This is a genomic window from Metabacillus bambusae, assembly GCF_017497975.1.
Lineage (GTDB): Bacteria > Bacillota > Bacilli > Bacillales > Bacillaceae > Metabacillus > Metabacillus bambusae.
This window is the reverse complement of record NZ_JAGDEL010000002.1, coordinates 195,177-208,726: the sequence shown is the minus strand read 5'-3', so window position 1 is coordinate 208,726 and position 13,550 is coordinate 195,177. Positions and strand designations below refer to the sequence as shown.

The following is a 13,550-nucleotide window of genomic DNA, read 5'->3' as shown; positions in this document are numbered from 1 at the left end:
TTACTTTGTTTAAACTCATAAAAAGACCAAAAAGAACAAAAAGACCATTATCACCATAAATATAAACTTTCTAAATTATCAGTTAACATAAAGATAGTAATTGAAAGCGTTAACAAAAAGGGGTGAATGGTTTATGAAAATAAATTTCAAAAATTTAACTGTACAAGTGATCATCGGTATTCTTCTCGGTATTACGATCGGATTTATTTTTCCAGAGTTTGGAGCACAGCTAAAGGTGTTGGCAGATATCTTTATAAAGTTAATTAAGATGGTTATTGCACCAATTATCTTCTTCACCATTGTCATTGGAATTGGGAGTATGGGAGATTTAAAGAAGGTTGGTAGAATTGGTGGTAAGGCATTACTTTATTTTGAAGTCGTGACTACCTTTGCATTAGCGATTGGAATATTAATCGTTTCGATTCTTCAACCAGGTAATGGATTTAATACAAGTGGGGCAGAAGGGGCAGATGTTTCTGAATTTACGAAACAAGCTGAAGAATCAAGTCATGGGTTTATGGACTTTTTGATGGGAATTGTTCCTGAAAATGCGGTTGCAGCTTTAGCAGGTGGAGAATTGCTGCCAATCTTATTCTTTGCCGTATTATTCGGACTAGCAACAGCTTCAGTTGGTGAGAAAGCTGCACCTGTCATCTCTTTATTTGAAAAATTAACTGAGATTTTCTTCTCAATTGTAAATATGATAATGAAAATATCACCAATTGCTGCGTTTGGGGCAATGGCCTATACAATTGGTAACTTCGGAATAGGCTCTCTCGTTTCATTAGGTAAATTAATGGGCTCAGTGTATATCACAATGTTTTTGTTTATCATCCTTGTTCTTGGTGGGATTGCGAAATACTATAAATTCAATATTTTTAGCTTTATTAAATATATTAAAGAGGAAATATTACTTGTGTTAGGTACATCTTCCTCTGAATCAGCACTACCTAAACTGATGCAAAAGCTTGAAAGATATGGTTGTTCAAAGTCAGTAGTAGGTCTTGTTGTTCCAACAGGATACTCATTTAATTTAGATGGTACCTCTATCTATCTCTCAATGGCCGCAATGTTTATTGCACAAGCATATGGTGTTGATCTATCAATCTGGCAAATGGCAACATTATTAGGTGTATTAATGTTGACATCTAAAGGGGCTGCAGGTGTTACAGGTTCTGGATTTATTACGTTGGCTGCTACATTAGCAGCATTCCCGATGATACCAGTAGAAGGGATGGCACTTATTCTAGGTGTTGATCGTTTTATGTCAGAAGCACGTGCAATCACAAACCTAATTGGTAATGGAGTAGCTACAGTGGTTATTTCTAAAATGGAAGATGAATTTGATCCAGAAGGCTATGTTGAGGTTGAAGCAGAACCTGAAACAAGTTCTTCAAGCATTGAAACATCTGTAGGTGCGGTGGCAAATAGATAGAAGGATAGGCTGACTCCAATGAGTCAGCCTATTCTATTAGAATTGATAATGATAGAAAGATAAAGGAAAAGAAAAAATTATCAGCTATAAAGTCTTGATAAAAATCAACGTATTTTATAATGTGAAAAGAAGGTAACAACATACTGATACAGAATTCTTGATTAGTAGAATATATAAGGAGGGGGAAATTCTGAAAAATGATAATCATTCAAACCTATGCAAAATCCTTGGAATCAATCACCCAATCATCCAAGCAGGAATGGCAGGTGGGGCAACAACAGCTGATTTAGTTACAAGTGTATCTGAGACTGGTGCCCTTGGGACATTAGGGGCAGCATATATGAAGCCTGAGAGCATAAGAACAACAATAAAAACGATAAAAGAACGGACAAATCGTCCCTTTGCTGTTAATTTATTTTGTACACCTATGGAAGATGATTTTTCAAACATGACAGAGGTGCAATCTGTGCTAAATACGTTTCGAGAAAAGCTTGGGGTACGAGTAGATGAGGACAATGTAAAAACAATAGATGATTTTGAGGAACAATTTCAAGTCGTAATAGAAGAAAATGTACCTGTTCTTAGTACAGCATTCGGCATCCTTTCTCCTGAAAAGGTTCAGCAGGCAAAAAAGAGAGGTGTAAAGATTATCACAATGGTTACAACTGTTCGGGAAGCAAAGGTTGCTGAACAGGCAGGAGCGGATATCATTGTTGCTCAAGGGAGCGATGCAGGTGGCCATCGAAGTACATTTGATATTAAGGAACACCCAAATGGTGCAAATATTGGTACATTTTCATTAATCCCTCAAGTTGTCGACAATGTAAAGGTACCAGTGGTTGCAGCAGGAGGTATCATGGATGGAAGAGGAATGCTTGCGGCAATGGCTCTAGGTGCACAAGGGATACAAATGGGAACACAATTCCTTACGTGCAAGGAGTCTGGTATTCACCACTTATATAAAGCTGCCTTATATCAAAGTACAGAAGAAAGTACAGTCATCACGAAAAGCTTTTCAGGACGTCCAGCTCGGGGCATTAAAAATGAATTTATTACTCATTTTGAACAGTCTGGCATTCCTCCTTTACCGTTTCCTAGTCAAAACACATTAACAGCAGATATTCGAAAAGCTGCTGCTGTACAAAATGAGATAAACTTTATGTCTTTATGGTCAGGGCAGGCAACTAGGTTATTAAAGGGAGATAGAACAGCAGAAGCGATCGTTCGTGAAGTGCTATACGAAATGGAAGAAGCATTGAGGGCCTTAAATAAACAATAACAGACTGTTTTATTGGCTTAAAGGATCGTTAAGCCAAGTATTCCTATCAAATTTTCGATAATAATTGATATTTTTCATAATTGATGGTTAATTTAATAGTAGAATCTATGTTATGATAGAGTATATTTTGATTGTGTAAAGGAGCTAATTATGGAAAAAGTACTTGTTTTTGGTCATAAAAATCCGGATACAGATACAATCTGTTCTGCCATTGCGTATGCTGAGTTAAAAAATAAAATCGGACAAAATGCTGAGCCTGTTCGCTTAGGTGAAGTAAACGGTGAAACACAATATGCACTTGATTACTTCAAAAAAGATGCACCTCGTCTTGTTGAAAAGGTTGCTGGTGAAGCAAAAGAAGTTATTTTGGTTGACCATAATGAGCGTCAACAAAGTGCAGATGATATTACGGAAGTTCGTGTACTTGAAGTAATCGATCATCACCGAATCGCTAACTTTGAAACAAGTGATCCAGTTTACTACCGTGCTGAGCCTGTTGGTTGTACAGCTACAATTCTTAACAAATTGTATAAAGAAAAAGGTGTTCAAATTGAGAAGGAAACAGCTGGATTAATGTTATCAGCGATCATTTCTGACTCTCTTTTATTCAAATCACCAACTTGTACACAAGAAGATGTAGATGCAGCAAAAGAATTAGCTGAAATTGCTGGTGTTGACGCGAACACTTACGGCTTAGATATGCTAAAAGCTGGTGCAGATTTAAGTGATAAATCTGTCGCGCAATTAATCTCTCTTGATGCAAAAGAATTCCAAATGGGTTCAAGCAAAGTAGAAATTGCTCAAGTGAACGCAGTTGATACAAATGATGTACTTGTACATAAAGCGGAAATTGAAGCAGCTCTATCAAGCGTTATTGCTGACAAAGGATTAGACTTATTCTTATTCGTTGTTACTGATATTTTAACAAATGATTCGGTTGCTTTAGCAATTGGTAACGAAACAAGTAAAGTAGAGCAAGCATTCAATGTGAAACTAGACAACAACCAAGCTACACTTAAAGGTGTTGTTTCACGTAAAAAACAAATTGTTCCTGTATTAACAGAAGCATTTACGAAATAAGATTAAAAAAGCCACAGTCCTTTAAAAAAATTGGATGTGGCTTTTTAATATAAATTAAACTGTTACAGGCTGATTTTCTTTTTCCTCTTTCTTTCCAACCTTTTTTCCAGGCTTTAATCTTGCTAAAAACATGATAATGAAACTACTAAGTCCAATCACTCCAATGGTTCCAATTCCTTCTTCAAAAATACCTCTATCAAAAAATAAAATATCCTTAAAAATCTCTAAGCTATAACGAAATGGTACCCATGAGTAAAGCCAGTCACGTGTTACATCTGGTAGCATTTCTGGTGCCAACGTCAAGATAGGCATTGAAAAGAAAAACAATAAAATAAATAGTGGTGCTGCAGGATAACCTATCCAGTTTAAAAGGGCATTTTGTAAGAAGAAAAAGCATAGACCAATATAGAACATCATGATAAACATGTCACCAATACTCGGTATATTTACATCTAACATTTGCACAGCAATAAATAAAATCACTCCAGCAATACTCGCTACGAAAATAATACCGGAGACTACTTGGCTTGCGATAGCTGTAAAACTCGATTTTCCGCCTGTTATTTTCTTCAATAATGTAAAGAGTACCATTGAACTTATGAAGGTAGTAAGCCATAGAAGCTGTGTAAATAAAGCAGGCGTATTTCCGTTTGCATTATTTGTTCCGATGGGATTTATTTTTTCTGTTTCAATCGTTAATGGGTTGGTTAATTGCTTAGCTAAATCTACAGTTAAAGGGGTATTCATTTCTTCTGTCTGTGTAAATAATTGTTCCTGTATTTGTTGATTGAAACTCGTTAGTACACCATTCGTGATTTGGCTTGCCACATTAGCCCCAGTGAAATTCATGCCTTCATTAATGATAATTTTTGTTGTCGGTTTTTTTGGACTTTCTGTTAATAGTGAAAAGATATTTTGTGACAAATCTTTTGGTAGAAGGAGTGTCCCGTATATCTCTTTCTCATTCATATTCTTAATTGCTTCATCTTGGTCATTTAAAATCTTCCAATCTACAGAAGACTTATCATTATTTCGAATTTGTTCTACTAAAATTTCCCCGAAATTGAGCTGTTCACCATTAGGCAGTACCACACCTTCGTCTTCCATCACAATTGCTAAAGGAAGTTCATGAGGGGTTGGGTTTACAGTAGATCCCATAAAAGCAAAAGTAAAAATACATACAGCGAGTATTATGATGCCTAAACCAGCCCAAAGCAATTTGTTCCTGAAAAATGATATCATCAATTAATTTCTCTCCTTTAATAGACAGTTTGTTGATTAAGTAACATTGTGTTGTTTATAATGCAATTATAGAAAATTTAACTTAAAATTCAATGAGCAAAAGTTGTTGTTTTGTTTGTTAAACAACATTCAACCATCAACTGTTGCTTAATTTACAAAAAATCAAAAAAGCGAAATTTTATTAAATGACGGTTTTATTGCCTGTTAAGTATGGGATAAAGGAATGATGAAAATGGCTAAAAAAACAGATTTACGAGTAATTAGAACGAAAAAGGTAATTAAAGAGGCATTGTTAAAGCTCATTCAAGAAAAAGGCTTCAGTACATTGACAATTCAGGATATTGCAGATGAAGCGATTATTAATAGAGCAACATTCTATTTACACTACCAAGATAAATATGATTTGCTGGAGCAGGTAAGTCACACCTTTTTAAAAGAATTAATGGATGTAATCACCTTTTCCTTTCATATTGAAAAAGGTGAGGTAAATGTTGAAAGATTTCAAATTACATTAAAAAGAGTATTTGAAAATATTGAAAAAAACCGTGACTTTTATCAAGTCATGTTTGGACCAAACGGAGTTCAGGATTTTTCAATTAAAGTAGAAAAATTTGTTTTTGAAAAATTTGAGGATAAATTTAAAGAAATGGTTGGGGATTTAAGTAAGCTAAATATTCCTTCAGATTTTGTCCTTAACTTTATTTGCTCAGCCTATGTAGGTGTAGTGAGATGGTGGATAAAAGAGGACTTTTGTTATTCTCCAGAATATATGGCAAAGCTGCTAGCAAAGCTTATTACTAGAGGACCAATGAATGCGATCGGTTATAAAATTGACTTTAATGAGGAATCAGAATAACACTCAAAGACGAAAGAGAAATGAAAATGAAGCTGAGTTAGTTATTAATATTAATAATGAATAGTTATAATATAAAGAAAAAACTAGGAGATAGGGCCGTGGAACATTTACAATTCGTAAAAAACTATCAGGAAGATGAACGATTAAGGTCTAGCTTTAATAAACTTGCACAATCCACCTTTGGGATTAACTTTGAGTTATGGTTTGAAAAGGGCTACTGGACAGATCGATATCAGCCCTACTCATTTATAGATGGTGAAAAGGTTATAGCAAATGTTTCAGTTAATAAACTTGACCTTATCATAAATGGTGAGACAAAAAGGGCAATCCAAATCGGTACAGTTATGACCCATCCAGATTATAGAGGGAAGGGACTGTCTAAAAGATTGATGAACAAAGTCCTAAGTGACTATGAGAATATTGTAGACGTTATTTATTTATTTGCTAATAGTAGTGTTTTAGACTACTACCCTAAGTTTGGCTTTAAAGAGGTAGGTGAGCACTTGTTTTCAAAAGAGTTTGCCATATCAAGAGAAACTAATACTTCTGTAATAAAACTAGATGGTAGCCATTCCGATGACCTAGCTTTTATTTATGAACTTGCTAAAGAAAGATTACCAGTATCACAGCAAGTATCTACAGTAAACACAGCAGAGTTAGTAATGTTTTATAGTTTATATGTATTTCCACAAAATATCGTTTATCTTGAAGAAGAAAAGGTCATTGTTATCTATCAGCAAAAAGGTGAAAACCTTCATTTGTATGATGTAATAAGTAGCATAAACATAAATTTGCATTCAATTATCAAGAAAATTGCTAGTGAAAGGAATACAAAAGTAATCTTTCACTTTACACCTAATCTTAGTGAAGATGTTGGTTCTAAACCATATAAAGGTGAGGAGATTTTGTTTGTGAAATCGAAAGCTGGACTTGAATTTCCTAAACAGTTTAAATACCCGATGACATCTAAAGCTTAGACTTGAAGAGCGACTGACTTTTTTAAGTTGGTCTTTTTTTACCTCTCGATATTGTTTGAAAATGGAATTCACGAGATAAATAGTTGAAAAGACTTGATAGAGTACAGAATTGACGAGACATTTGTGGAAATTGACGCAACACCAGCAGTAAAAGACGCAACAAGATCATAAGTAAGACAATCACAGTAGGAATAGTCCTATCAAAACTTAGTGCAATAAATGAAAACACTTACAAAAATAAACAATACCAATTAAAATAGAATCATAGATTCAATAATTTCTAACTTAAAGGGGATATGGGAATGGCGTTAATTCAATGTCAATTTTATTCTGACGTTTTATCATTAAGCACATCGATGACAGTGATCTTGCCTCAACAAACTACATCACAAATAGGAATGCAAAATAAGCAAATGGGTGATAAGCATAAAACACTCTTTCTTCTCCATGGTTTTAGTGATGATGATACAATCTGGACACGTCGTACCTCAATTGAACGATATGTCGCTCCACTTGGATTGGCAGTTGTTATGCCACAGGTCCATCAAAGCTTTTATACTGATATGAAATATGGTAATCGCTATTGGACATTTCTAACGGAGGAATTACCACATATCGCACGCTCTTTCTTCCCATTATCTGCTAAAAGAGAAGACAATTTTGTTGCAGGCTTATCAATGGGAGGCTATGGTGCATTAAAATGGGCGCTTCGCCATCCTGAAAAATTTGCCGCAGCAGCAAGCCTTTCTGGTGCCGTTGATATGGCGAATTGGATCAAACAAGAAGGACATTTAGACAATGTGTTCCAACTCATTTATGGTGATGAAGATTTAAAAAATACAGAAAATGACCTTTTATGGCTTTTGGAAAAAGGAGACAAAGCTCCAGAACAGCAAAAGCCAGCGATCTATCAATGCTGTGGGACAGAGGATTTTCTATTTGAAAGCAATGTCACGTTTAAAGAAAAATGTGAGCAAACGAGCTATGAGCTAACAACAGATTTTGGACCAGGTGTTCATGATTGGCAGTATTGGGATGATAAAATACAAGATGTGTTGAAGTGGCTTCCTTTAGAGGAGAAGTAAATTCTAGTGTACCGCCACTTATGTATATATTTTAGGCTGTTTTCGCAAACTTTGTTGCTATTTAACAAGTAATGTGGTGTTGTTGATTGCAGCGAGAGTTGCTCGCTTTCGGCTGAGCCTCCTCGGCGTAAACGTCTGCATGAGTCTCACCAGTCCCGCTGCTCCCGCAGGAGTCTCACAATCCGTTCCAATCAACCTGAATTAGTTTTTATTTTAAAAGAAACAATCTCTTAGAAAACAGCTATATTTTAAAAACATAAAGATAATTGAATTAGTTAAAGTATGATCTTTTAGGTGTTACATGTAGGAATAAATAATAGCATTCAAGCAGTGAATTTCAATTTTGAATTTACTGCTTTTTATTTTAAATATCGATAGCTTTACACATGTGCTTCATATCGACTCTCACTAGTTAATTTATAGAAAAAAGATAGGTTAAATATTTTTTTGTATTTACTTATTGTATAATATCGGAGATGGGGAAAATGATGGAAAGGTGGATATACATGATTAAATTAGGAATTACTTTCTTATTTGCTATTTTTATGATGATTATTTCACCTTTTCTAATTCTAAAGGATCATTTATATTTTGGTCATTTAGAAGAAACATCATATACACCTATTATTATTGATCAAGAGATACATATTGTAAAAATAGCATCGTTTCTAGAAATGCAAACTGCAAAAGTCTTAGTTGCATTTCGTGGAAATGAAAATAGTGCTATACATACAATGATAGATGATCAAATCTTACTATTTTTTTCAGAATATTTTCCTCATGATAAGCCATTTCTCGTTGTGAAGAAATTTCAATCCAATTACCTTTCCTAAAAATGTATGTTGTAAATCATTATTCAAGGTTAAAGAATTGAATGTAAAATGAATGATTAATTTTTATGAATGTAAGGGGATTTTATGAAATGGTTAAAAAAAGTCGAATAATTGCCTTTCTAGCTTTTATTGTGGTATTTTCTTGTCTGATGTTATCTACGACTAATGGCATCCTAAGTAATATTAAGTTAGGCTTAGATTTACAAGGCGGTTTTGAAATTCTTTATGAAGTGAAACCTGCCAAAGAAGGCCAAGTCATTGACGAAAAGGCGCTTGCAGCAACTGCAGAGGCTTTAGATAAACGTGTGAATATATTAGGTGTCAGTGAGCCTAATATCCAAATTGAAGGGGAAAATCGCATCCGAGTTCAATTAGCAGGTGTAGAAGATCAAAACGAAGCAAGAGAGATCTTATCAACCGAAGCAAACCTTTCATTTCGCGATGCTAATGATCGCCTAATGATGGATGGTTCTGACCTTGCTGAGGGAGGAGCAGAACAAACCTTTGATGAAAATGGAAAACCTAGTGTTTCTCTAAAATTAAAAAGTGCTGATAAATTTCGTAACGTAACAGAGGAAATCGTTAAATTGGCTCCAAATAACGTATTAGTTATTTGGCTAGACCATGAAGAGGGTAAGGATTCATTTAGTAAAGAAAGTGCTAACCCTGAACCAAAATACATTTCAGCTCCCGTTGTGAATCAAGTATTTAATCAAAATACTGTATCAATTGTAGGGGAGTTTACGATAGAAGAAGCGAAAAATTTAGCTGACATCCTTAATGCAGGTGCATTGCCTGTAAAACTCGATGAAATCTACTCAACCTCAGTAGGTGCTTCATTTGGAGAACAAGCAATGGATAAAACAGTATTTGCAGGGATTATCGGAGTACTAGCGGTTTATCTATTTATGATCTTTTATTATAGATTTCCTGGATTTATTGCCACAATCACATTAACAGTGTACAGCTATTTAACTGTACTCGTATTTGATTGGATGAATGTGGTTTTAACCTTACCAGGTATTGCAGCTCTTATATTAGGTGTTGGTATGGCCGTAGATGCCAATATCATCACGTACGAACGAATAAGAGAGGAAATTAAAGTTGGAAAAACAATACAAGCTGCATTTAAAGCAGGTAATCAAAGTTCATTTTCAGCAATTACTGATGCAAATTTAACTACACTTTTAGCTTCTGCGGTTCTTTTCTTTTATGGAACAAGTTCTGTTAAAGGATTTGCAACAAGTTTAATTATAGGTATATTAGGAAGCTTCTTAACCAACGTATATCTTTCTAGATGGTTATTAGGTCTTTGGGTGAACAGTCGAATCTTTAATAAAAAACCAAGCTGGTTTGGTGTGAAGCAAAAAGAGATCCATCATATTTCTGAAAGCTTTGATACCCTTGATCTCCCAACGAAATTTGATCGTTTTGATTTTGTGAAGCATCGCAGAAAGTTTTTTGCTTTCTCAGGGATATTATTGGTAGTAGGAATCATTTGCTTGCTCGTCCTCCGCTTGAATCTTGGCATTGACTTTACAAGTGGGACAAGAGTAGAGCTGCTTTCTGACAGCCCTCTTACTACGGAAAAGGTGACAGCTGAACTTGAAAAGGTTGAATTACCGACAGATGATATTGTTATTTCAGGAGAAAATAATAATATAGCTGTTGCTCGATTTAAAGGAATCCTTACGAAATCAGAAATCGCTACTTTAAAGAGCCACTTTAGTGAAGAATTAGGGGCAGAACCAAATGTAAGCAGTGTGACGCCGACTGTTGGTAAAGAGCTTGCTAAAAATGCTCTTACTGCACTATTGATTTCAGTTATTGGCTTGATTATTTTCGTCACATTCCGTTTTGAACTTCGAATGGCTGTTTCAGCAGTCATCGCTCTCTTGTATGCAACGTTTTTCATCATACCATTCTTTAGTATTACGGGTCTTGAGGTTGATATTACGTTCATTGCGGCTCTACTAACTGTTGTTGGTTATTCGATAAACGATACAATCGTAACATTTGACCGGATGCGTGAGAATATGCAAAGAAGAAGGTATATAAAGAATTATGAAGATATTGTTGATGTTGTTAATACAAGCTTACGCCAAACATTAGGACGTTCTGTTAACACAGTTTTGATGGTTGCGATCACTGTTATATCTTTGATGATTTTTGGAAGTGAAGCAATTCGACCGTTTTCAATCGCATTACTTGTTGGATTAATAGTTGGAACCTATTCCTCTATTTTCATCGCTGCACAGCTATGGGTAGAATGGAAGCATAGAGAATTGAAGAAGAAGGGTGTTATTAAAACGTTCAAAGAAAAACGTGTTTATACAGACGAACCACAAGTTTAATGGGAAATGGTTTTCAATTTAACATTTGTTATGAACAGAGGTATTATACCTCTGTGTTTTTTTAGACTATCATTCAGAATGAGTTGGTAGTGGCGCAGCTGCTTTACGTAGTAACTTTATTATCTCTATCATCCTCTTGTTTCTCTATTGGACTTCCATATAACTGGTTTATCTCCCTTGCAACCTCATCTAAAAACTCATCGGATAATATTGGTTCAGCTTCTTTTGTCATATAGTGAACCTCCTTTTGTTATTTTTATACTATTCTTAACTTTTTGCTAATCTTTATTCTTTTAAAATTATACTGATAGAATGACTTCAATTTCTTAAAAATTAATGTAAATACTGTTAATAGAGAGGTGATCATTTCTAATTTAATATAATATTAAGAAATTGAATGGTAAGATAATCTGTAAAAAATCCTTCTATACTTGGCTATAAAAGGATTTTATTTTTTATTTCGAAATTTAGTTCTGAAGAAACAGAATATTAGAGCTTTTCCTTGGATGGTTGACATATAATTCTTCTATTTGCTATTCTCATTTAGTCAATTAGATAAGATAAAGTCCTCATCGCTATCTCGGTGAGGTAGAGGTTGCAACAATTAAGAGTAGTTCTTTTGAGATCTTGTGGGATCAATGAAAAAGAATCGAAAGGGATTGTTGCCGAAGTTTGAATAGCCCACATAGCTATTCATGCTGGGACTACATTAAATAGGTGTAGGACTGTCATAGATTAATTTCTATGGAGAGCTATAACGAGATAGGATGCGGATTTTTTTGTATAAAAACGCATGGATATCTTTATTCTATGCGTTTTTTTATACATTCAGCAATTATATCTTAATGAAGATCATAATAAGAAAAACGAAGCTATCACGAGTAGGACACTTACGACAAGCAAGTTTTTGTTCTACTAACTTTTTGGAGGATTTACTATGAAAGACAAAAAATGGGGACTGTTGATCTTAACATCTTTGGTTGTTGGGAATATGGTGGGCTCAGGTATTTTCATGCTACCTAGCACACTTGCTCAAACAGCCAGTCCTTTAGGGGTAACATTTGCATGGATTATTACAGGGATTGGTGTATTAATGATTGCACTAGTCTTTGGTAAATTATCAATTCGTAGACCGGATTTAACAGCTGGTCCTCAAAGCTATGCGCGTGAACTATTTGACTCCCGCAGTAAAGGGAAAGTTGCTGGATTCGGTATGGTATGGGGATATTGGATCGCTAACTGGATAAGTAATGTTGCGATAATTACAAGCTTTGGCGGTTATTTATCAACGTTCTTTCCTATCATGAGCAATCCCTCTGTTTTATTTACAGTGGGGAACCAAGAGGTAGAATTAGGGAGGCTTGTTACATTTATCATTTGCACTATTTTACTATGGGGAACCCACTTTATCTTAGTCACAAATCTAAATGTTGCAGGAAAACTAAATGCTGTTGCTACAGTAACAAAGATCACTGGATTTGCATTATTCATTGTTGCGGCACTTTTTACATTCCAATACTCGAATCTTGGAGATATTTATACACCTATCGTTGACTCAGAAGGACAAGAACATGGACTTTCTAGTCAAATCAATCTAGCAATGATCTCAACCCTTTGGGCATTTGTAGGCATAGAGTCTGCTGTCATTTTATCTGGCAGAGCAAAATCCCAACGTGATGTCAGTAGAGCAACAATCATTGGATTATTTATCGCTTTAGCGATCTATATGGGGATTACATTACTCATTATGGGTGTCCTACCACAAGAGGTATTAAGAGATTCAGATAAACCATTTGTTGATGCACTTTCAGTAATGATCGGTGACACAGGTGCAACAGTAATGGGTTTACTAGCTGTCGTTGCATTATTTGGATCAACTTTAGGGTGGATACTTCTTAGTGCAGAGGTGCCATATCAGGCTGCAAAAAAAGGGGTATTCCCTGCATATTTTGCCAAGGTAAATAAAAAAGGAAACCCGGTACGTTCACTAACAGTAACGAATGTAATGTCACAATTATTTATTTTCTCGGTTATTTCAGGAACAATAAGTGAAGCCTATACGTTCTTAACTACATCGGCAACATTAGCCTATCTCATTCCATATTTAGTGTCAGCAGTGTTTTTCTTAAAGCTTATCTTAAAGGGAGAAACATACGGAATGAAAAATGGCACACGAATAACAGACGGAATAATCGCCTCACTTGCACTAATCTATTCTATATGGGTTATTAAATCAGGAATATCTGACTTAAAGACTTTTACATTAGGAATTGGGCTATTTATAGTAGGAATTTTCATTTATCCATTAATGAACAAACGAAAATTAAATAAGCAAACCATTGATCAAAATAAATAAATCATGAATTGAGCAATAAAAAAAGTATCCTATCAGATGCTTTTTATTTAAGT

General features: G+C 34.8%; 11 protein-coding genes and 1 riboswitch. Of the genes, 9 read left to right on the top strand and 2 right to left on the bottom strand.

From position 1 onward, the window contains the following. Positions 1 to 133: 133 nt before the first annotated feature. The 3 genes from I7822_RS03520 to I7822_RS03510 all read left to right on the top strand — a co-directional run bounded on the left by I7822_RS03520 (position 134) and on the right by I7822_RS03510 (position 3,794). Complete coding sequence (locus I7822_RS03520) at positions 134 to 1,435, top strand: dicarboxylate/amino acid:cation symporter (RefSeq protein ID WP_207975393.1); 1,302 nt, start codon at positions 134 to 136, stop codon at positions 1,433 to 1,435. Between the two features lie 157 nt (positions 1,436 to 1,592). Next, positions 1,593 to 2,714 carry an NAD(P)H-dependent flavin oxidoreductase gene (locus I7822_RS03515; protein WP_279381912.1) on the top strand — a complete coding sequence of 374 codons (1,122 nt, stop codon included), beginning with the start codon at positions 1,593 to 1,595 and terminating at the stop codon, positions 2,712 to 2,714. A gap of 150 nt (positions 2,715 to 2,864) precedes the next feature. After that, positions 2,865 to 3,794, top strand: a complete 930-nt coding sequence (locus tag I7822_RS03510) for a manganese-dependent inorganic pyrophosphatase (RefSeq protein WP_207975392.1) — start codon at positions 2,865 to 2,867, stop codon at positions 3,792 to 3,794. Positions 3,795 to 3,848: 54 nt separating this feature from the next. Here I7822_RS03510 and I7822_RS03505 read toward each other — a convergent pair whose 3' ends face one another. Then, a complete protein-coding gene (locus I7822_RS03505; protein ID WP_372442101.1) occupies positions 3,849 to 5,036 on the bottom strand; it encodes a YhgE/Pip domain-containing protein in 1,188 nt (395 codons plus the stop codon). A 232-nt stretch (positions 5,037 to 5,268) separates the two neighbouring features. Between I7822_RS03505 and I7822_RS03500 the strand changes: the two genes are divergently transcribed. The 5 genes from I7822_RS03500 to secDF all read left to right on the top strand — a co-directional run bounded on the left by I7822_RS03500 (position 5,269) and on the right by secDF (position 11,141). Then, complete coding sequence (locus I7822_RS03500; RefSeq protein ID WP_207975390.1) at positions 5,269 to 5,892, top strand: TetR/AcrR family transcriptional regulator; 624 nt, start codon at positions 5,269 to 5,271, stop codon at positions 5,890 to 5,892. Positions 5,893 to 5,990: 98 nt separating this feature from the next. Further along, positions 5,991 to 6,869, top strand: a complete 879-nt coding sequence (locus I7822_RS03495) for a GNAT family N-acetyltransferase (protein WP_207975389.1) — start codon at positions 5,991 to 5,993, stop codon at positions 6,867 to 6,869. A 302-nt stretch (positions 6,870 to 7,171) separates the two neighbouring features. Continuing rightward, positions 7,172 to 7,954 carry an alpha/beta hydrolase gene (locus I7822_RS03490; protein WP_207975388.1) on the top strand — a complete coding sequence of 261 codons (783 nt, stop codon included), beginning with the start codon at positions 7,172 to 7,174 and terminating at the stop codon, positions 7,952 to 7,954. 506 nt (positions 7,955 to 8,460) lie between these two features. Continuing rightward, positions 8,461 to 8,787 (top strand): hypothetical protein, encoded by a 327-nt coding sequence (locus tag I7822_RS03485; RefSeq protein WP_207975387.1) that lies wholly within the window; start codon positions 8,461 to 8,463, stop codon positions 8,785 to 8,787. 89 nt (positions 8,788 to 8,876) lie between these two features. Continuing rightward, positions 8,877 to 11,141, top strand: coding sequence for a protein translocase subunit SecDF (gene secDF / locus I7822_RS03480; protein ID WP_207975386.1), 2,265 nt, complete (start codon positions 8,877 to 8,879; stop codon positions 11,139 to 11,141). A 103-nt stretch (positions 11,142 to 11,244) separates the two neighbouring features. Here secDF and I7822_RS03475 read toward each other — a convergent pair whose 3' ends face one another. After that, entirely contained in the window at positions 11,245 to 11,373 is a 129-nt protein-coding gene (locus tag I7822_RS03475; protein ID WP_207975385.1) for a hypothetical protein, read from the bottom strand. 349 nt (positions 11,374 to 11,722) lie between these two features. After that, a riboswitch (Lysine riboswitch) is annotated at positions 11,723 to 11,904 on the top strand. A gap of 174 nt (positions 11,905 to 12,078) precedes the next feature. Between I7822_RS03475 and I7822_RS03470 the strand changes: the two genes are divergently transcribed. After that, positions 12,079 to 13,497, top strand: a complete 1,419-nt coding sequence (locus I7822_RS03470) for an amino acid permease (RefSeq protein WP_207975384.1) — start codon at positions 12,079 to 12,081, stop codon at positions 13,495 to 13,497. The last annotated feature ends 53 nt before the right edge of the window (positions 13,498 to 13,550 follow it).